15 protein-coding genes are annotated in these 21,388 nt (G+C 64.8%); 7 read left to right on the top strand and 8 right to left on the bottom strand.

The annotated features are described in order from the left end of the window. Positions 1-26: 26 nt before the first annotated feature. Both AC3EC3_RS02140 and AC3EC3_RS02135 read right to left on the bottom strand, forming a co-directional pair. Positions 27-503 carry an RrF2 family transcriptional regulator gene (locus AC3EC3_RS02140; RefSeq protein WP_488488054.1) on the bottom strand — a complete coding sequence of 159 codons (477 nt, stop codon included), beginning with the start codon at positions 501-503 and terminating at the stop codon, positions 27-29. Between the two features lie 55 nt (positions 504-558). Next, a complete protein-coding gene (locus AC3EC3_RS02135; protein WP_488488053.1) occupies positions 559-2,298 on the bottom strand; it encodes an SLC13 family permease in 1,740 nt (579 codons plus the stop codon). A gap of 146 nt (positions 2,299-2,444) precedes the next feature. Here AC3EC3_RS02135 and AC3EC3_RS02130 point away from each other — a divergent pair, with 146 nt between their 5' ends. The 7 genes from AC3EC3_RS02130 to AC3EC3_RS02100 all read left to right on the top strand — a co-directional run bounded on the left by AC3EC3_RS02130 (position 2,445) and on the right by AC3EC3_RS02100 (position 13,294). Beyond that, the gene (locus AC3EC3_RS02130) at positions 2,445-2,987 is read left to right on the top strand and encodes an RcnB family protein (RefSeq protein WP_488488052.1); all 543 of its coding nucleotides are present in this window, start codon (positions 2,445-2,447) and stop codon (positions 2,985-2,987) included. Positions 2,988-3,647: 660 nt separating this feature from the next. Beyond that, the gene (locus tag AC3EC3_RS02125) at positions 3,648-6,074 is read left to right on the top strand and encodes a TonB-dependent receptor (protein ID WP_488488051.1); all 2,427 of its coding nucleotides are present in this window, start codon (positions 3,648-3,650) and stop codon (positions 6,072-6,074) included. Positions 6,075-6,102: 28 nt separating this feature from the next. Then, entirely contained in the window at positions 6,103-7,557 is a 1,455-nt protein-coding gene (locus tag AC3EC3_RS02120; RefSeq protein WP_488488050.1) for an MFS transporter, read from the top strand. 28 nt (positions 7,558-7,585) lie between these two features. Then, complete coding sequence (locus AC3EC3_RS02115) at positions 7,586-8,983, top strand: sulfatase family protein (protein WP_488488049.1); 1,398 nt, start codon at positions 7,586-7,588, stop codon at positions 8,981-8,983. A gap of 462 nt (positions 8,984-9,445) precedes the next feature. Next, positions 9,446-10,408 (top strand): TauD/TfdA dioxygenase family protein, encoded by a 963-nt coding sequence (locus AC3EC3_RS02110; RefSeq protein WP_488488048.1) that lies wholly within the window; start codon positions 9,446-9,448, stop codon positions 10,406-10,408. 151 nt (positions 10,409-10,559) lie between these two features. Further along, positions 10,560-11,408 carry a TauD/TfdA dioxygenase family protein gene (locus tag AC3EC3_RS02105; protein ID WP_488488047.1) on the top strand — a complete coding sequence of 283 codons (849 nt, stop codon included), beginning with the start codon at positions 10,560-10,562 and terminating at the stop codon, positions 11,406-11,408. A 77-nt stretch (positions 11,409-11,485) separates the two neighbouring features. After that, complete coding sequence (locus AC3EC3_RS02100) at positions 11,486-13,294, top strand: diguanylate cyclase (RefSeq protein ID WP_488488046.1); 1,809 nt, start codon at positions 11,486-11,488, stop codon at positions 13,292-13,294. Between the two features lie 212 nt (positions 13,295-13,506). Here the strand turns inward: AC3EC3_RS02100 and AC3EC3_RS02095 are convergent, their stop codons facing one another. From AC3EC3_RS02095 to AC3EC3_RS02070, 6 genes are all read right to left on the bottom strand, one after another. Then, positions 13,507-14,427, bottom strand: coding sequence for a polysaccharide deacetylase family protein (locus AC3EC3_RS02095; protein WP_488488045.1), 921 nt, complete (start codon positions 14,425-14,427; stop codon positions 13,507-13,509). A gap of 13 nt (positions 14,428-14,440) precedes the next feature. Then, positions 14,441-17,371 carry a DUF4982 domain-containing protein gene (locus AC3EC3_RS02090; RefSeq protein WP_488488044.1) on the bottom strand — a complete coding sequence of 977 codons (2,931 nt, stop codon included), beginning with the start codon at positions 17,369-17,371 and terminating at the stop codon, positions 14,441-14,443. An 844-nt stretch (positions 17,372-18,215) separates the two neighbouring features. Continuing rightward, positions 18,216-18,440 (bottom strand): nuclear transport factor 2 family protein, encoded by a 225-nt coding sequence (locus AC3EC3_RS02085; protein WP_488488043.1) that lies wholly within the window; start codon positions 18,438-18,440, stop codon positions 18,216-18,218. Positions 18,441-18,465: 25 nt separating this feature from the next. Further along, positions 18,466-19,281 carry an alpha/beta fold hydrolase gene (locus tag AC3EC3_RS02080; protein WP_488488042.1) on the bottom strand — a complete coding sequence of 272 codons (816 nt, stop codon included), beginning with the start codon at positions 19,279-19,281 and terminating at the stop codon, positions 18,466-18,468. A gap of 160 nt (positions 19,282-19,441) precedes the next feature. After that, a complete protein-coding gene (locus tag AC3EC3_RS02075) occupies positions 19,442-19,687 on the bottom strand; it encodes a hypothetical protein (protein WP_488488041.1) in 246 nt (81 codons plus the stop codon). 15 nt (positions 19,688-19,702) lie between these two features. Then, positions 19,703-21,331, bottom strand: a complete 1,629-nt coding sequence (locus AC3EC3_RS02070) for a Na+/H+ antiporter (protein ID WP_488488040.1) — start codon at positions 21,329-21,331, stop codon at positions 19,703-19,705. Between the last annotated feature and the right edge of the window lie 57 nt (positions 21,332-21,388).

Here is a 21,388-nt window from a genome sequence, read left to right as displayed (position 1 = left end):
TGATAGGGAATAGCAAGGGCCTTGTTTCAGGCCATTCTACGCACGAATCCGTCACTTTCTTCGCCGTTTGCGAAATCGTCCTCGATCGTGCCACCCCGCAGCGCATCCGCCAGCGTGCGCGAATCGAGCACACTGCGATAGGCATCGTAAGCGGCGCCGAATTCCCGCCGCAGCGCACACTGCGCCTCGCTCGGACAATCGTCGCACCGGCGATAGGACTGGCGCGACAGGCACGACAGCGGCGCCAGCGGCCCTTCGAAAAGGCGGAGAATCTCGCCAAAAGTCACGGTGTCCGCAGGGCGCAGCATGACATAGCCGCCGTATTTCCCGCGCTTGCTGTCGAGGACACCGGCCTTCTTGAGGTCGATCAGGATCTGTTCGAGGAACTTGTGCGGGATCGCATATCGCGCGGCGATGTCCGCACTCGCCGTCGCCTCACCCTCGGGTGCGCAGGCCAGCGCCAGAAGAGCGCGAAAGGCGTAACGGGCCTTGTTCGAAATCATGCCATTTCCCTATTATGCGGGTAGGATATACGAATTGGCATAAAAAGCCAATCCGTCAGAAGAACAGCACCCGTTCGACCAGCAGCGCAGTCAGCAGGCACAGGAAAATCAGCGGCAGTCCCAGCTTGGGAAAGTCGCGGAAGCGATAGCCCGCTGCGCCCATCACCACGGTGTTGTTATGGTGCCCGAACGGCGTCAGGAAATCGAGCGAGGTGCCGATGCCCACAGCGATCAACAGCGGTTCGACCGGCAAACCGGCCCGTGTCGCCAGCCCCGATGCGACCGGACTGAGCACCGCTGCCGTCGATACATTGTCAACGAATGTCGTCAACGCCGCCGCCATCAGCAGGATCACTGCCGTTACCGTCAGCGGACCGCCCACCGGCATGGCATCGATAAGGGCATTGGCGATCACATGCGCGGCGCCTGTATCCTGCACGGCCTGCCCCAGCGGGATCATGCAGGCGAGCAGGATCACGATTGTCCAGTTCACGTCCTGCATGGCGTGGCGCAATCGCAACGAGCCCAGCAGCGCCATTGCCACCACCACGCCGCCAAAGGCGATCTCGGGCGGCAGCCAGCCCAGCGCGGTCGTGGCGACACCGATCGCGAAGATCACCGCGCTGCGATAGGCATCGGGCTGCATCCGCTTGGCGGGGCGCGCCGAAAGCGGCAGCAGTCCCGCCTCTGCAGCAGCCTCTTCGAGCGAGGTCCGCTCACCGGTCAGCACGATGACGTCACCCAGGCCGATCTGGAGATCGCCGAAGCTTCCCTCCACCCGATGACGGCGACTGGCCAGCGCCACGACCGACACGTCGTGGTCGCTCAGCAGATCGAGCGCGCCGAGCCGCGAGCCCATCAGCATCGAATCGGGCATGACCACCGCCTCCAGCCGGTCCTCGCCCCCCGGCTTGCCCGTGCCCAGCCCGGCTTCAACCAGCCCACGATCCTGCAGCACCTCGACCGTCTCCATCGCGCCTTCGACCAGCAGCATGTCACCCGCAGCGACGGTAATCGCCTCGCGCCGCGCAAAGACATGCGCCCCCTCGCGCAGCACATCGTAGATCGTCAGGTCATGGCGCCGCTCTGCCTCGGGCAGGGACAGGCCCTCCAGAGCGCCGGGGCGCACACGCATCTCGAACAGGAAACGAGCCGGGGTCGGCATCACCGTGCTGGGCACACGGCGCAGACGGCGGAAAGAGTGTGGCCCGATCAGCACCAGCCAGGCGACACCGATGATCGTCACCGGAATGCCGACATAGCCGATGGTGAAATAACCCATGCCACCACCGGTCTCGCGGATCACCCAATCATTGACGATAAGGTTCGCGGGCGTCCCCGTCAGCGATCCCATCCCCCCCAGCAGCGTCGCGAAGGACAGCGGCATGAGCATGCGCGCCACCGGGATCTGCATCCGCGCGCAAACGGAAAGCGCCACCGGGAACACCAGCGCCAGCGCGCCGATGTTGTTCATGAAGATCGACACGAAAGCGCCCAGTCCGCAGATCACCGCAAGGACACCGCGCTCGGTTCCGAAGCGGGAGACCGTCCATTCCGCCAGTCGCTCCACCGCATGGCTGCGGGCGAGCACCGAAACGAACAGCAACACCTCGACCACCGTGATGACCGCAGGATTGGCAAAGCCTGCAAAGGCATCGTGAAACGGCACGAGCCCCAGCACGAGCGCGCCGGTCAATCCGGCGACGGCAACGTGCTCGACCGGGAACCTGTCCAGCGCGAAGGCGATGAACATGGCCGAGAGCAGCAGCACGATGGCGATCTGGTCGAATGTCATGGGCCTTTGCGATAGCCCGAGATCGGCCCGATGCAAACGCCGCGTCGCACGGCACCCGGAGGTTTTCGCATTTACAATTCGACACATCGGGCCGGAACACCGGTTGCAACGGCACGGCACAAGGGGTGCCCTCAAGGAGTTTCCCCATGCCTCGTTTTCCTTCCTCCCGCTTCACCAGGGCCGCCTGCGCCGCGCTGGCCATCGCCCTGCTGACGCCCCCTGCTCTCGCCCAGTCCGATCCGCACCACCATGACGACGGCCATGGAGGCGGCTATGATCAGGGCCACGGCACACCACCGGGCGCTGGCCATGGCCAGCCCCATGGAGGCTACCCACACGGCGGCTACCCACATGGCATAGGGCCTCGCGGCGTCGTGGTGATCGATCGCGGCCATCCCGGCTGGTGGCGCGGCAACCCGGCCTTTGCCGCCTTCTACGGCCCGCGCCCCGGATTCTACTACGCGCCGGGCTACGGCTATTACCCCGTGCCGGTCGGTTACGCAGGGCGCGCCTTTGCCGTCGGCGTGGTTCTGCCCATGCCGATGCGCAGCTACGTGGTGGTCGAGCCGGCCGCCTACGGCCTTGCGCCCGCACCGATGGGCTACGGCTGGTATTTCGCAGGCAGCAGCTTCGTCATGGCCTCGACCGCCCACGGAACGATCGTGCGGGTGGTGGCGGGCGGCTGGTAACGCCGCTTTCACACGCCCAACATTTCCTTTGGCGAGCGCGTTTCGCCCATGCCCCGCATAGCTGCGCCGGTCCGCCGCCGCGCAGATATGCGGGGTTTTTGCAGCATCGGACCGCTTCGCCCATCCCCGCGATGCGTCATCTGCGACGAACGGTGCGTCGAAATTCCAATTGACACCAAAACTCGACCACGTAGGTAGAGATTGAAGCGAGCGGGTGGCCGGTCCCTCCCTCGCGCCCCGACACCTCTTGTCGGGATATTCAGACCCGGCCCGCGGCTTTTGACCGGGAAGCAGCTTGCTCCGCGATACCAACGGCTAAAGCGCGCGATGCCAGGGCGACCACGCCAGGCGTCGTGTTCCCTCTCAACGGGGTGATACGACGATGCACGACCAGACCACGCACATTTAAGGGCCGCAACGCCCGCCAAACATCCGGCGCGATGACGCGCGCTCCTCGTCGGCTTTCTGCTGCCTGCCATGCAGGCATCGATGCCGTGCGAGCGTGCCCTGCGCGCCCCATAAAATCCTCCGTCCGGCCTGCCTGTGATCTGCCGCGCCTATCGTTGCGCGCCCGGCTCACGCCTGCCCGGACCTGCCGCGATGCGCCTTCAAACCAGCAACACAGCGCCTCCGGCTCCTTCATAAGGTTCAGGAAAATCCATGCTTACTGCCTCGACGCGCCGCAGGGCCAGCGCCCTCTGTGCCCTTTTGCTTTCCACCGCGCTTACCGCCCCGGCTTTCGCTGCCGATGGCAATGCCGATGACAAGGAAGCCGCTGCAGCGGCGGCACCGGCAACCGACAGCGCAGAGGGCGCGGACGGTGCCTCCGGTCCCGCCATCGTCGTCACCGCGCGCCATCGCGACGAAAGCCTGCAAAGCGTGCCGCTGGCGATTTCCGCCGTCAGCGGTGCCGAACTCGCCGCCAAGCGCCTCGATCGCGTGTCCGACTATGCGATCCGCATTCCCAACTTCAACGCGCTGCAACAGAACACCCGCGTCTCCGCGCTCTCGATCCGCGGTCTTGGCGGCAACGCCAGCAACGACGGCGCCGAGGGCGGCGTCGGCCTGATCGTCGATGGCGTGTTCTTCACCCATGTGGGCTTCAGCTGGCTGGACTTCGTGGATCTGGAAAGCATTCAGGTGGTGCGTGGTCCGCAGGGCACGCTGCTGGGCAAGAACACCACCATCGGCGCGGTGATCGTCCAGACGCAGAAGCCCAGCTTCGATCCCTCGCTGACGCTCACCGGCACGTATGGCAACTATGGCGCGAAACAGCTTCGCGTGAACGCCACCGGCCCGATCATCGACGACAAGCTGGCCTATCGCCTCACTTTCGCGACCAGCCAGGGCGGCGGCTGGATCCGCAATGCGTACGACGGCAACAAGTACCTCGACAACAACCGCTGGTCGCTGCGCGGGCAACTGCTGTTCACGCCGACGCCGAACCTCTCCTCACGCCTGATCGCCGAGCATTACGAGAGCCGGGAGTACAACAACTACTACCCCGTCACCGCCGATGTGAACCAGAACCTCAATCTCGACGGTTCGGTCCTCTCGCAGCGCACGGCCAGCTGGACCAACAAGCTGGAGAGCCGCTTCGGCTATACCCCCAGCTTCGATGCGCCCAACAACGCCAACCTCGACAATCAGGGGCGGCTCGTCTCCAAGGTCGATGGCCTGTCCAACGAGGTGAACTGGGATCTGGGCGGCGTGAAGCTGACCTCGGTCAGTGCCTGGCGGCGGCTCTATTTCCGCCCCTACAACGACAGCGACAACAGCCCCTACGACATCTATCGCGGCGGCTACGACGTCGATGTGAACCAGTATTCGCAGGAATTCCGGCTCGCCTCGAACGGCACCCACGCGATCGACTGGCAGGTGGGCACCTACTATCTGCACGAGGATCTGCGCAGCAACCTGCGCACGATCTACGGCTCGGATGCCAGCACGTTCTTCCTGGGCTCCGGCACCGACAGTGCGATCCTGAACGACGTGGAATACGACCGCGACGGGCATCTGCACATCGATTCCATTGCCGGATTCGGCCAGCTGACGTGGCACGTCACCTCGAAACTCTCGCTGACCGGTGGCTTGCGCTACAGCTACGAGAAGAAGAGCGTGAACGTGGCAGGCTATCAGGCCGCCGGGGCCGATGTGACAGGCGCGAGCCTGACCAGCCGCAACGCCTTCCTCGCCTCGCTGGGCGGAACCACGGCCGCGCAGGCAGGCGCCTACGACCTTTCGGCAGAAAGCGATCGCGGCTCGTTCTCGTGGCTGGTGAACCCGGCCTGGCAGGTGAACGAGAACGTGCTGCTCTATGCCTCGGCCAGCCATGGCGAAAAGTCCGGCGCAGCGAACACCTCTGCCACCTATGCGCAGGCCAACGTGATCCTGACCAAGCCCGAAAAGTCGACCGACTTCGAAGGCGGCATCAAGACCACCTGGGCCAACGGGCGCGTCACCGCGAACCTCAATTTCTACAACGACACCATCACCGATTATCAGGGCAACCGCATCGACACTTCGAACCCCTCGTTCGGCACTTACCTTGCGAACGTCGGCAAGGTGCGGATGCGCGGCTTCGAGTTCGAGGCAAGCGCGCGGCCGATCCCGGTGCTCTCGATCAACGTCAACACCTCGTACAACGATGCCAAGTACCTCTCGTACGACGATGCCCCGGCGCCGCTGGAGTATCAGGCCGCGCTTGGCGGATCGAGCGCGACGCTCAGCCTCACCGGCTATCAGGTGATCGGCGCCCCGAAGTGGACGGTTCAGGGCGGGCTCGATCTCGACCAGCCGCTGAGCGACCATCTCTCGCTGACGGCCTACGCCAACACCAGCTGGCGCAGCCGCACGGCGATGATCAATCCGCGCTCGATCTACGGCTGGCAGGACAATTACGCCGTGCTCGACGCCGGGATCGGCGTGAAGGCGCCCGACGGTTCGTGGAGCCTGCAAGGCTGGGCCCGCAACCTCACCAACACGCATTACGCGGTGTCCTACGCCTCGGCCAGCGCCGCCGCGCCCGTCACCGAAGTGCTCGGCAATCCGCGCACTTACGGCGTGACCTTCAGCCACCGCTTCTGACCCGCCGCCCCCTCGCAGGAGACCGACGATGAACTCGATCACCGCATCCTTCGATGCCGCTGCACCAGCCAACGACGATCTGGTGCAGGACGGCCTGCAGACCAGGCAGACCAAGCCCGACCCGTCCGCGCAACCTCTGCCGACCCGCCGGCTGCTGGCCTTCTCCACGCTGTGGATGCCGCTGGCGGCGGTGGAAGTGCCGCTGAGCACATATGTGCCGCCGCTCTACGCGGGCGCCTTCGGGCTCTCGCTGGGGACGGTCGGTCTGATCTTCCTGTTCGCGCGGCTATGGGATGCCGTGATCGATCCCGGCATCGGCATCCTGTCCGACCGCACCCGCAGCCGCTTCGGCAGGCGACGCCCGTGGATCTTCGCAGGCGCGGGGATCTTCGCCTTCGGCGCGGTGGGCGTGTTCCTGCCGCCTGCATGGTTCGGCCCGCTGGAGTTCAGCGCCGCGCTGTTCACGCTCTATCTCGGCTACTCGATGATGGCGACGCCCTATTCGGCGTGGAGCGGCGAACTGTCCGCCGCCTATCACGAGCGCACCCGCGTCGCGAGCTATGGGCAGGGGCTGATGTCGGTCGCGCTGCTGCTGGCGCTGGTGGTGCCCAGCCTGCTGGCGCAGCGCTTCGCGCATGAGCCGCGCTATCAGCTCGCCTCGATGGGAACCATGGTCTTCGTGCTGCTGGCGGTCGCGCTGCCCTTCTCGCTGCGCGCGCTGCCCGAACCTGCCAGCACCGCACCGCCGCGTGGCGAGCGCACCGGGTTCTGGCGCACGACCTCGCTGGTGCTGGGCGAGAAGCTGCTGATCCGCGTGCTCGCCTCGAACTTCGGCATCCGGCTGGCACAGGGAACGCGCACCGCGCTGTTCGTGTTCTTCGTCGCGCACTACATGGGCAGCCCGGCCTGGGCGCCGGCGCTATTCCTGCTGCAATACGTCTTCGGCATCATCGCCTGCCCGATCTGGCTCGCCATCGGCCGCCGCATCGGCAAAGGCCGCGCGGCCGTGGCCGGGGAACTGACGCAGGTGGCGATCAACTTCGCGCTCCTGCTGGTGACGCCGGGCGCCTGGCCGCTGCTACTGCTGCTCACCGTATCGCAGGGCCTTGCGCAAGGGTCGGGCAACCTGATGCTGCGCGCGATCGTCGCGGACGTCGCGGATTCGCACCGCCTCAAGACCGGGCACGAGCGGACCGGGCTGTTCTATTCGGTGTTCTCGCTGTCGGACAAGGCCGCGCTCGCCGTCGCCGTGGGCATCGCACTTCCGCTGATCGGCTGGCTGGGGTTCGACCCGCGCGAGGTCAATCCGCCCGAGGTTCTGGAGCACCTGAAGTACGTCTTCGCGCTCGGCCCGGTGATCGGACATATCATTTCTGCGAGCATCATCCATGGTTTCCCGCTCGATGAGAAGCGCCACGCCGAAATCCGCGATAGCCTCGCCGCGCGCGAATCGGGTGCTCCCGGCGCCGCGCCCACAACATAATTCCCGACAAGAGAGGTCCATCCCCCCGATGATCGACAAGTCTTCCCTCGACCGCCGCTCGCTGCTGGCCGGCGCTGCGGCAGGTGCCGTCGCCATGGCCGCCTCCGGCGGTGCCGCGCGTGCCGCCACCGGAACCCGCCCTTACCCCGACGTGATCTTCATCATGGCCGACGACATGGGCTATGCCGACCTGTCGATCACCGGATCGCACCATATCCGCACGCCAGCGATCGACAGCATCGGCACGGGCGGCACCGTGCTGCACCAGTCCTATTCGAGCAGCCCGGTCTGCTCGGCCAGCCGCACCGCGATCATCACCGGATGCTATCAGGGTCGGTTCCGGGTGGGTCTGGACGAACCGCTTGCCGAACTGCCGCCGGGGCTCGGCCTGCCCGCCGACCGCCCCACCCTGCCCGGCCTGTTCCGCAAGGCAGGCTACCGCACCGCGCTGGTTGGCAAGTGGCACCTCGGCACGCCGCCACTCAACGGCCCGCTGGAACACGGCTACGACAGCTTCTACGGGATCGTCGAAGGCGCGGCGGATTACTTCATCCATCACACCGTGCATGACGGGAAGCCCGTGGGCATCGGCCTTGCACAGGGCGACAAGCCGCTGGAGGCAACCGGCTATCTCACCGATCTGTTCGGCGCACAGGCCGTGAAGGAAATCGAGGCGGCAGGCGACAAGCCGCTGTTCCTCAGCCTGCATTTCAACGCGCCGCACTGGCCCTGGGAAGGGCGCGAGGACGAGGCCATCGCCAAGACGCTGAAGGACAGTCGCGACACTTCGGGCGGCAATCTCGCCAAATATGCCGAGATGACCCAGATCATGGACGAGAACGTCGGCAAGGTGCTCGCCGCGCTCAAGCATGCCGGACGCGAGGATGCCATCGTCGTCTTCACCAGCGACAACGGCGGTGAGCGCTTTTCCGAGACCTGGCCTTTCGTCGGCCAGAAGGGCGAACTGCTCGAAGGCGGTATCCGCGTGCCCGGCCTTGTCCGCGCGCCGGGGAAGATCACACCGGGCGCGAGCATAGACCAGCCGATCGTCGGCATGGACTGGCTGCCCACCCTCTTCGCGCTCGCCACCGGCAAGTCGGCGGACGGCACCTTCGACGGGCTCGACCTCTCGCCGCAATTGACCGGAAAGGCCCCGCCGGTCGCGCGTACGATCTACTGGCGCTACAAGGCGAACGGTCAGGCCGCCGTGCGTCAGGGAGACTGGAAGTACCTGAAGCTGGGCGACAAGGAGCACCTGTTCAACGTCGTCAACGACGAACGCGAACGCGCCGACTTCTTCGAGGTGAACAAGGACAAGGTGAAGGAACTCAAGGCGTTGTGGGACACATGGAATGCGCAAATGATTCCCTACCCGCTCGGCAGCTTCTCCGAGGACGTCAAGAAATGGTATCCCGACCGATACTGATACTTTTCAACCGGAACAGAGTGGCGGAAATCCGCCATTCCTGACAGCGGCAGGCCTGCTTTTTCCTGCGACGAAGCGAAAAAAGCAGGCTTGCACATTATACTCAACTGAGTAACTTGAGTTTCAGAAATCGGAGTGATCGGGCCGGTTTCAGTATCAATCCCGATCCGCGGCTTTTGATCGGACAGCAGCTTGCTCCGCGATACCAACGGCTAAAGCGCGCGATGCTGAGGCGACGACGCCAAGCCTCGCGGTCCCTCTCGAACGGCAAGAGGTGATGCGATGCGCAAACTTTCCCTGACGCCCTGATCGGGCACGAAACCCGGACCTTGCGTCCGGCGCCGGACCTTCCACCCGAAGCCCGGCAATCCTCTCGAACACATCTGCCTGCACCCGCCCATCCCAACGGCCCGATGCGGCCCGGCGGCGTGCGCCCTGAAGAGACAAGACCAGGAGAGTTTCATGACCGATTTCGTTGCGACTTATCCGAACGCCAAGGACCCGACTTCGCCGCTCGACATCCGCCCGGTGGCCGGACGCATCGGCGCCGAAATTCGCGGGATAGACCTGTCGGGCTCGCTCGATACCCCCACCGTACAGGCGATCGAGGAAGCGCTCGTGCGCCACAAGGTGATCTTCTTCCGCGATCAGCAGCACCTCGACAATGCCGAACACGAGGCGCTCGCCGCGCTGTTCGGCGATCCGGTGGCGCACCCGACAGTGCCGGTCGCCGAAGGCTCGAAATACCTCCTCGATCTCGACAGCCGCGAAGGCTACGCCGCATCGAGCTGGCACACAGACGTGACCTTCACCGATGCGTACCCCAAGCTGTCGATCCTGCGCGGTATCACCATCCCCGAAGCGGGGGGCGATACCCTGTGGGCCAATGGCGAGACGGCCTACGACGAACTGCCCGAGCCACTCCGCCAGCTGGTGAACACGCTGCGGGCGGTCCACACCAACGATTACGACTACGCCGCCTTCCTCACCGCCGGTGTCGACGGCAAGGACAATGCGGCGCTGGCCGAGCGCGAGAAATACCAGAAACAGGTCTTCGCCTCGACCATCTATGAAACCGAGCATCCGGTGGTCCGCGTCCACCCGGTTTCGGGCCAGCGCAGCCTGCTGCTCGGCCATTTCGCCAAGCGCTTCGTCGGCCTGAACGGTGCCGATTCCTCACGACTGTTCGGCGTACTGCAGGATCACATCACCCGGCCCGAGAACACCGTGCGCTGGCAGTGGCGCCCCGGCGACGTCGCCTTCTGGGACAACCGCGCCACCCAGCACCGTGCCGTCGCGGACTTCGGCCTCCAGCGCCGCACCTTGCGCCGTGCCACGGTGAAGGGCGACGTTCCGGTCGGCATCGACGGCCAGCGCAGCCGTACCGTGCGCAAGGAGCGCGCGGCCTACGAAGCGGCGGAATGATCTGAAGCCAAAGCCATCTTCTGCGAGTCCTGAGGCCCCTTGAACCCTGGGGGGCACCTCGCCGGAGCGTCGGTGTCCCCCATCCCATGCTTTTATGGGACCGGCGCTCCGGTTCTTTTCCATTTCCCCTGCCGAACCGGAGCCCATTCCAATGTCCCTGACCATTCAGCCCCATGGCCGCGTCGGTGCCGAAGTGCTCGGCGTCGATCTCGCCAAGCCGCTCGACGAAACCCAGTTCGCCGAAATCCGCAGCGCCTTTGCCGAGCATGGCGTGATCTTCTTCCGCGACCAGTCGATCTCCGAGCAGGATCACATCGCCTTCGCGCGCCGCTGGGGGCAGATCAACATCAACCGCTTTTTCACACCCCATGCCGCGTACCCGGAGATCGCCATGGTGGTGAAGGAGAAGCACCACCGCGACAATATCGGCGGTGGCTGGCACACCGATCATTCCTATGACGCAGAGCCCGCGCTCGGCTCGATCCTCGTCGCGCGCGAACTGCCGCCCACAGGGGGCGCCACCGCCTTCGCCTCGATGTACAAGGCCTATGACGGGTTGCCGCAACGCCTGCGCGATCAGCTCGAAGGCCGCAACGCCGTGCATTCGGCGCGGCATGTCTTCGGCAGCAAGGCCTACCCCGCAGAGTCCGGGCAGGACACGCGCGGCGAACGGATCGGCAATTCGGCCGCCGCCGACGTGCTCGACGATGTGGTCCATCCCGTCATCCTGACGCACCCGCTCAGCGGCAAGAAGGCGATCTACGTCAACCCCGGTTTCACGTTGCACATTCAGGGGATCGATGCCGAACGCTCGAAGGAACTGCTCGCCGAAGTCTACGAACATGTGACCAGCGAGGATTTCATCGAGGACTTCCACTGGCGCGACGGCTCGATCGCCTTCTGGGACAACCGCGCGACCTGGCACTATGCCTACAACGACTATGCCGGGCATCGCCGCGAGATGCACCGCATCACCATCGAGGGCGAGGCGCTGCGATGAGATAAATATCCGTTTCGCGCGATCTACCCGGAACGGATATTAACGGATCGCTTGCCATTGCCCGCTAGATACAGGCCATGCGCCTCGCGACGATCACCAACTGGGCCTATGGGGCCACCGTGCTGTTCACCTTCGTGTCCGGCACCACGATGCTGCTGGCTTCCAGCGCACAGGAGCGCGAACGCGTCGCCGTCGAGCAGCGCCAGGCGCTCGACGAGGCGACCGAAAAGCTGGACGAGGAAGTGTTCGGGCTGACCGACCGCGCGCGCCAGTATCTCGATTCCGGCGATCCCACGTATCGCGTGCTCTATGGCAGCGAACTGGCCGCGCTCGGCCCGGTCGAAGTGCGCATCCGCCATATCGGCGATGCCGGGGCCCGCCCCGACGAACTCGCCGCGCTCAAGGACGCGATGCACTTCGCCGATGCCCTGCACGACGAGCAGGCCGAGGCAATCGCGCTGCACGACAAGGGCAATCAGGTCGATGCCCGCCGGATGCTGTTCGGTGCGGAGTACGAGCGCGAACTGGACCGCGTTCAGTCCCTTCTGGGAGCGTTTCAGTCCCGTCTGGACCAGCGTACCGAAACGCAGGTTGTCGCCGCGCAAGACGTTGCACGGAAATGGAAATCCGTTTCCGAGGCGGTGCTGGTGCTGACCGGACTGCTGTTCCTTTGCGTCCTGTATTTCGTCTTCAAGCGCCGCGTGCTGCACCCGGTGGTGAAGCTCTCCGATGTCGTTAACCGACTGGCGGCGCAGGATTATGCCGTCGAACCGCCGGCGCTCGGCCAGATCGACGAGATCGGCGACATGGCGCAGGCGATCCGCATCTTCCGCGAGAATGGGCTTGAACGCCAGAAGCTTGAGATTGAACGCGAAAACGACCGCGCCATCCGCGATCTTCTGGCCCGGATGACGCAGCGCATGCAGGGCTGCGACACCCTGCCCGATCTGAAAGAGGTGGTCCGCCGCTTCGTTCCCGAAATCGCCCCCGGCCTCGCAGGAGCCCTCTACCTTCTCGACGAGGCGCGCGGGGTCGTCACCGAAGGCTGCGCATGGCTGGAGCCGCAGCGCTCGCGCACCGAATTCGCGCCGCTGGCCTGCTGGGCCTTGCGGCGCGGCCTGCCGCATCGCCCGGCAGGTGCGCAGATCGACGTGCCCTGCGGCCATATCCAGATCGGTGACGCCGAGGTTCCGGACACGCTCTGCCTGCCGCTGACCGCGCACCGAGAAGTGCTGGGCCTGCTCTATTTCGAGCCCCGCGACGGCACCGAGATCGGTGCGATCACGGCGGAAACCTACCTTCGCATGCTGGCCGAAACCATCGGCCTCGCGCTGGGCAACCTGCGGCTGCGCGATACCTTGCGCGCCATGGCGATGGCCGATCCGCTGACCGGCCTCGCCAACCGCCGCCGCCTAGACGAAGTGCTCGAAGTGCGCGCGGTCGAGGCGGAAAAGCTCGGGCAGCCGCTCTCCTGCGTGATGGTGGACGTCGATCATTTCAAGCGCATCAACGATACGCACGGCCACGAAACCGGCGACCGCGTGCTGCGCGAGATCGGCGCCGTTCTCACCCACGCCACGCGCGAGGACGGACTTGCCTTCCGCCATGGCGGCGAGGAATTCCTGCTGCTGCTACCCGGCCTCGACGCCGAGCAGGCGGCCGCACGCGCCGAGGAAATCCGCGCCCGCATCGCCGAGCTGCACTTCGAAGTCGGGGGCACCGCCATCGGCCCGGTCACGGTATCGGCGGGCGTCGCGAGCACGCCGCTGCACTGCCCCGCCGACCGCCTGCTGCAAACCGCCGATGCCGCCCTCTACCGCGCCAAGGCAGCCGGGCGCGACCGGGTTTCGGTAGCGGCACGTCGCAAGGGGCTTTCGGTGGCCTAAGTCGATAAACGCGCCATCTGTATGATATTGTTATATATACAAATTCTATTTCGCAGGTTCGCCCGGTGGCAGGACACGCGTGCGCTGTCTGACCGACGATCGCCACAGACCTGTCTCACACGCCCTGCCCCGGACAGCATATTTCCGCATTCGGCGCATCTACCCGCTGCAGAAGCCGGTGCGGCATCTGGTCCTTCAGGCAGACGCACAGATCATTTGCACACCTCTGCCAGACTTTCGATGGGCTTGGGCGAAGGCACGCCAGACAGGTCGATTCCCTCGACCCGCGCGGTGCGCTCCATGATCCCGCCACCGCCCGGATAGGCTGCGGCCTGTGCATAGGCCGGATCATGCTCGGCGCCTGCGAGCGTCACGTAATGGGCGCCCGCTGCATCCAGACGCGCCAGAACCTGCGGCAGCATCAGGGCGGACCATGCCCCGATGTGCGTCAGCAGCACTTGCGGCACCATGCGCCCGTAGACGCGGTGCGACGTCGCTTTCATCCACGCAATACCGTCATCCACGCCTTGCAGGTATTGCACCTTCATTCGGGCAATCGCGGCATTATCCCCTCTGGCCCGGCAGCGGACATAGGCATCGGTATAAGCCCAATCGCTGAAGGCAACGCTGACTTCGGCGATATGGTATCCGCGATCCGTCAGGAACGACAGCGCCGCTGCGTGCTGCGCGGCGTCCTTTCCGGCCGAGAGATTGGGATAGCGAAACCAGTGCCAGTCCGCCCCCGGCATAGCCGCCGCGACGGCCGGTTCGCCCGCGATGACATCGTCCTCCCAGGCCTGCAACGATGCGGCTCGTCCCAGGTTCATATGGCTGAAACTGTGGTTGCCGAGCGGATAGCCCGCCTTGCGCCACAGTGCGAGCACCGCCTGCGCATCCTTGTTGTCCGAGAGTTTCGTCGCGTTCACGAAACCGAAGGCTTCCGGAACATGGTGCTTCTCAAGCGCTTCCAGATAGGCCCGTGCGATCTTCTCTCGCGTCTCGCCGGCAGGCAATGGTCCATGTGCCGGAAGATCGTCCACCGTGATCGCGATGTCGAAGCCGTCCTTTGCGTTCGCAGGGGTTACGCCGATTGCAAGCAGGGCAACCAAAGCGAGGCCATATTTCCAAACCATGCCAACAACCTTTCTATTTCGCCACCGGGCCGAGCAGATCGGCCTCGACGATGCTGAGATGCCAGCCCGCGGGAACGGCATCCGCCCCCACGCTGGCGGCGACCTTGTCGTTCTTCACCTCGACGATCTTGCCGAAGGCGTCCCGATCCGCCGTCGGGCCGGTCAGCGCGATGCGCAGCCTTGTGCCCGCAGCGCCCGTGCTCATCGGCAGGTTCACATATCCGAGCGACTTGGGCGTTTCGCCTTCGTAGATGACCTTGCCGTCCAGCGTGACCCGGACCGGATAGCTGCGGATGCGCCAGCCGGTGAGGCGCAGCGAGAGTTCGGCCACGGACTGCGGCTTTGCGAAACGATACTCGATCCACGCCGTATCGGGCTGGCCGTCGCTGCTCCAGGTCGTCGCCTCGTTGTCGTCGTGGCTCTTTGCCGCGTCGGCCTGGTTCGATCCGGCGGTGATGGCGACCGGATGCAGAGTGACGAACCGGGGCACCACGGAATCGCCCGGCGGCGTAGGCCCGCGCGAAAGATCGGAAGGCTGCGCATCCTCGGCAAACTGCGTCGAGAGGCCGCCCTTCAGCGGTGCGGCCACCGTCTTCAGATCGATCGAGGCACTCTTGAGCCCCGGAGAACTCGCCTCAAGATGGACCGAGCCTGCCTGCGTGGTCGAGCGCACCAGCACGCGGTTGACGCCCAGTTCGACCGGCAGATGCTTCGAGAGAATATAGTTGTCTTCGCCCCGCGCGGTGCCGGCGAAACTGGTCGTGCCCGCATAAGTCGGCGCCATGACCGCCTGCGTCGGGCGGGGCTTGCCCGAACTGTCACCTTGCGCGATGCCGCCACGCCATTCGGCGGCGCCGGTCAGCGTGAAGTCGACCGGATTGAACGCGGTCGGCACGCGCTGCCCCTTGCCGTCCACCACCTCGACATCGACCAGCGCAAGATCGGCGCCATCGGCCACGAAGCCGCGCGGGCCGGTGCGCGGCGTCAGCCGGATGGCGACCGGTGCCCCTGCCGTAGTCAGGTTCTCCTCTGAAGTCGTGCCATCGGCGAACGTGGCCACGGCCTTCAGCGAGCCAGGGCTGAAATGCACATCGGGGAACGTGAACAGGAAACCGCTCTCACGCTGCCCCAGCCCGAGTGATTGACCGTTGAGAAACAGTTCCACCCGTTCGGCATTGGCCACGACGTAGACCGGCTTCACTGTACCCTCCGGGTACGTCCAGTGCCCGAGGATATGAAGGTGATGCCCCCCGGATTCGACCCAGCCGTCCCACATCGCCTGATGGACGAACCACGGGTCCTTGGGCAGCCGCACCGCATCGACCACGCCCGAGCGGCGATAGTTGTTGTCGCCCCGGAAATGCGAATTGGAATCGGTGAAGCCGATCTTGACCCCGCCCGCACTCACGCGATCGCCGCCGCCGGGGCGTTGCTGGTAATAGTCCCACCAGCGGCGCACGTCCTCCACCGCCATGCTCTCGACATTGCGGTTGTAGTCCGGCGCATCCTTGTGGAACGGCGGTGTCCAGTCGTCCTGATAGGCGCGTGCGGCCTCGTCTCGCGAATATTCCATCGCCCAGAGCGGCTTGCCCGCGCTCTTGTTGATATAGAGCATCTCGCCGCCGTACTCGGCGCCGTTATTCGCAGGATCGCTGCCCAGCATCTCGCGCGCGCCGATGGCGCGGCCGCCGTGGGGATCCCATTGCACCTTCAAAGCACGCATTTGCGCCATATGCGCATCGGTAATGCCGTGATTGCCGCTCTCGTAGAACAGGATCGAAGGGTTGTTGCGGTTGTAGATGATCGCGTCGCGCATGACCTCGACCCGCTGGTCCCAGCGCCGTCCGATGGGGTCGCCTTCGGAATCTCCGGCAGGCATCGCCTCGATCAGGCCAAGCCTGTCCGCGCTCTCGATATCCTGCTTGGCAGGCGTCACGTGCATCCAGCGCACCAGATTGCCGTTGCTGCCGGTGATCATGCCGTTGGACAGATCGCTGACCCAGGGCGGTACATCGGGGCCGACCGCTGCCCATTCACTGGTCGAGCGCTGCGCATAGCCCTTGAGCTGGAGTACCCGGCCGTTCAACCGCACCTCGCCGTGATCGAAGCCGGTGTCCCGAAAGCCGGTCCGGGTATCGACCGCGTCGATCACCTTGCCGCTGGCGTCGGAGAGGATGCCGGTAACGGTGTAGAGATAGCCGTAGCCCCAGCTCCAGAAGTGAAGCCCCGACAGGCGCTGCTGCGCATGAAGCGTCGCCGTCGCGCCTGCAGCCAGCGTGCCTCGCTCCCCCTCGAAGCGGGCAACCTGCCGCCCCTGAAGATCGCGCACCAGCACCGAATAGCGCACGTCCATCGGCTTGGCCGAGGCATTGCGCACTTGCGCTTCGGCATGAACTGTCGCGGTGCCATGCGGCACGTCATAGCCGTCTGCCCAGATATAGCTGCCGCTCGTCCCCAGCGAACTGTACAGCGGCAATGTCTGATAGACCGGGCCGGTCAGATGCAACCGCACCGACTTGTTGATCCCGCCGAAGTTGGCGTAGAAGTTCTTGTCTTCCCACTGGAACTTGGTGTTCGTCGCACGCTCGCGATAGTCCCAGTGGTTGTCCACCCGAACGGCGACGACGTTGTCGCCGGGCTTCAGCGCAGCCGTGATATCGACCCCGAAGGCCATCACTCCGTTCTCGCTGAAGCCCATCTTTTGCCCGTTGACCCAGACCTCGGCCGCCTGCCGAACGCCCTGGAATTCCAGCAGCGCTTCCCCCTTCGGTGCATCGGCAGGCAGCGTGAAGTGCTTGCGATACCAGATGATCCCTTCGGCGTGGTCGTGCCCGTCGATGGCGAAGGCCTGATCCTCGTTGAAGGCATGCGGCAGGCTCACCGGCTTCCAGGCGCTGTCGTCGAAAGCAGGCGTCGCGAAGCCGGCATCGTCTCCCACTACCATGCGCCAATCGCGATCAAAGTTGTAGCTCTGTCGCGGTGATGCAGTCGCGACAGAAGCGCGCTGCGCCACGGCATTTGTGGTCAGGCCAATGCCTATCGTCAGCGCACTTGCCAAAAATGCCCATGATCGCAGCATGGCATCCCTCTCCAAACGATTCCGCGCAATTAGCCCGAAATTCCCATTATATGTTACGCAAGACCATAATATGAAACATCTTTCACGCATAGCCCTATTCAAGATAAAGGTAAGGCCAGTACCCAAAATCGGGAGCATCTAGGGTCAGGCCCCATTACTCACACCGTCGAGGCGCCCGATATGTTCGCCATTCGGGCGCCTCGACGGTGTGAGTAATGGGGCCTGACCCTGGGGCCTGATCAGGAAACTGCGGCTTACCTCAAAGCCAAACACGGCCTCCAAGAAGGGAACGGATCGAGAGTTGAAGGCGGCTCGGTCAAACGCCAGCGCCACCGGTGCCATATCCACAAAACACGTGGGCAAGCGCCAGAACAAGTCGATGACATTGAGATGTTCTACAACCCTTTGCGAGAACCCCTGAGGAGCGGGAATGCCCCTGGCACAATTCAGGCGACAGAAAATTTCTGAAAGCGGAAGATGTTCGGATAGCTTCGGGTCACTGAGAAGCGAATAGGCGCTCAAAATGCCTACCTATTTTTCAATACATGCCACCACATAAAGGCCAGCAAGCCGCATCGCGACGGAAAATACCATTCGCCATCGGCCTCCCGCACCAGTTCGTCTGCGAAGCCGCCCACCATCACTGTCTCCCCTCGCTACCCGGTATGGAGTGTCACCACGCTTTGCGCGCGGGCATGGTCCGGGCTGCCTATCTCGACGAGGATATGGTCATGACATGGCGCGTGACACGCACCGGACGATCCCGAAAGAAGGCGAGGATGGCCTCGCGCCCGATGACCGGACGGTCGGGATCGGTCGGTCTTGCGAAACGCCCTTCCAGCACGAACATCGCCGCGACACCTTGTGCGTCATGCGCGTCATTGGCCACAGCGAAAGCGACGATCCGCCGCGCTATGGCATGCTCAGTGAGCATACGCTCCAGGCGTCTATCGTTTCGGTCATCGTACGGTTGCTCCGTCCGCCTGCGACACCGCCGCCGCTGGCACCGGCACCTCTTTTATCGGCCCCCTCTTTACCGGCATCGCCATCCACGCCAGCAGCGCCGCGCTGACCGCGTCGGGCGCTTCCAGCGGAGCCATATGGCCCGCACCTTCGAAAATCACGAACTGCGCCCCCGGCAATGCCGCAACGATAGCCTCATGCTGCTCGGGCGGACTCCAGCGATCGTCGCGCCCAACCCCGACCAGCGCCGGGCAGGAGCCCATATCACGCAAGGCGGCAAGGCCCGCCATCGCATCGGGCCGGCCCAGCAGCGCCGCGATCTGCGCCCGGTGGATCGCCGGTGTCATTCGCTCGACCATGGCGTAAAGCGTCTCGCGCAAAGCCTCGTCTTCGGCGAACCGCGCTTCTCCCACCATCGGCGGCAGCCAGGCATCGGCCAGCGCACGCATGCCCTGACCCGCGGAAATATCCAGCATGACCTGGCGCTTCTCTGCTTCGCCCGACCGGACCGGATGCGCCCCGGTATCGAGCAGTGCCAGCCGCGCGATGCGATGCGGCGCAAGGCGAGCGACTTCCATCGCCACGCGCGCGCCCATCGAATGCCCCACCAGCGAGAAACGCAGCGGCCCTTCGGCCAGAACGCGCTCTGCCATCTGCGTGATCGACGCCCGTTCCCCCGGATCCAGCACCATCACCCTGTAGCAAGGGGCGAGTGCCGCGACCTGATCAGTCCAGATCGCGGCATCGCACAGCAGGCCCGGCAACAGGATCACGGTTTGGGGATCGGAAGAGGAGGCTGTCTCGTCGGTCATGCTTTTTCGCTTACGTCCATGCCGCGCGCCACGTCGTATTGAATACACCGTCCGCGTTATGCCGTTCCGGCATGTCTGCGGTCAATTCCATACTCGCGCTCGAACGTATCGTGCAGGAGGAAGAGATAGCACAGCTTTCCCAAGCCTGCGGCGCGAACGGCTACGCCATGCCCTGCTCTCCTCGGTCAGTCACGATCTGCACACATCGCTGACAACGATCGCGGGGACGCTGACCGCCATCCGCCCCGACGAACGGCAACAACAGGCACCGGTCGCCACCGCACGCCGTGAGGCCGGGCGCCTTCACTGCTTCGTCGTCAACCTGATCGGGAATGCCGCGAAATACGGAACCGAAAATGGCCCGATCCGTCACGCACACGGCCTCGATCCTGAAATCACCGATCACGGTTCCGGTATTCGCTCAAGCAAGAATGCGCGCTTCCATCAGGTCGATCTCTCGCAACAGCTTGCGGGTAATCTCGGTACCGATCTCCTGACGGCGCGCCAGATCCGAAATCGCCCGGCGTTCGGCGCGCAGCCCTGCCAACCGCAAGTGACGCTCGACCTGTTCGCGCAGGCCCAGCGAGAGACGCTCCTCTCCTTCAAGGCTGCGACTGTCGATACGCTGGCGGTAGGCATCCATGATCCGGGCGGCGACGGTGACGTACATATCGGCATCGTCCTTGCCATGGGCCATCGTGTGCTCGGCAAGCTCGACAGCGGCAATCGCCGCCTGTGCCGCCGCCACCCGCGCCGCATCCTCTTCCGCCGCGTGCGAAGGCTCGGGCGGCAGGGTCAGTCCGTTCAGCAACCACGGCAGCGCCACGCTCGCCACCACCAGCGAGAAGATGATGACGCCCATCGCCAGCAGGATGGCCAGACTGCGCGCCGGAAAGGCCGAGCCGTCGGGCATGGCCAGCGGCAGCGTCAGCACACCCGCCAGCGTGATCGCACCGCGCACGCCTGCGACGGACATCGCCGCGACGATGCGCCAGTTGGGCGAACGATGCCGCTCTCCTGCGCGGAAGAACGTCAGGCGCAGCGAGACCCACACCCACACGAAGCGCAACAGTGCCAGCCCCACATTGATCGCCAGCACATAGACCGCCAGCCAGCCCACGTGGAGATGGCCTGTCACCTGCACGATCTGGCGCGCGCCCTCGAACACCACGGGCAACTGTTCGCCCAGCAGCACGAAGATGATGCCGTTGAGGGTGAACTGGAGCATGTCCCACAGCCCCGTGCGACGCAGGCGCGTATTCGCCTCGATCTCGCCCGGCACCTCGACGAAGCCCATCGTCAGACCGGCAGCGACAGCGGCCAGAATGCCCGAACAGTGCAGATGCTCGGCCAGCAGATAGGCGGCGAAGGGGATCAGCACACTGACGAGAACCTGCGCGCCATCGTCATTGCCGTAGCGCTTGGTGATCCAGCTCTTGAGGCGCGAGATACCCCAGGCGACCAGCACGCCGGAGGCGAGCCCCCCCAGCGACATCCACAGGAAGCTCAGGGCCGCGGCCTTGATCGAGAAGGCTCCGGTCAGCGCCGCCGCAATCGCAAAGCGCAGGCAGACAAGGCCGGAGGCGTCGTTCAGCAGCGATTCCCCTTCGAGGATATGCATCATCCGCTTGGGGATCGGCACGCGCTGGGCGATGGCGGACACCGCGATCGGGTCGGTCGGCGATACGACTGCGGCCAGTGCAAAGCAGACCGCCAGCGGCATCGCCGGGATCAGCCAGTGGATCAGGAAACCAACGCCCAGAACCGTGAAGACCACAAGGCCGAGCGCGAGTTCGAGCACGGTCTTGCCATCGCGGAACAGTTCCTCGCGCGGGATGCGCCAGCCATCGATGAACAGCAGCGGCGGCAGGAACAGCAGAAAGAACAGTTCGGGGTCGAGCATGACCCGCCATTCGCCCGTCAGGCCGATCACCGCGCCCAGAGCGATCTGAAACAGCGGGCGTGGAAACGGCAAAGGCACGATCCGCGAGATGGTGCCGCTGACAATGACGGCCAGCAGCAGGATCAGGACTATCGTGACGGTTTCCAAGAATGTCTCCAGCAGGTTGAAACCCGTTGTCGCGGACCGGCCGCGACGGGTCAACCC

The sequence above is a fragment of the Novosphingobium sp. BAM6 genome, from assembly GCF_057784955.1.
Note: the sequence above shows the minus strand (reverse complement) of the source record. Positions and strands in the feature narration are given on the sequence as shown.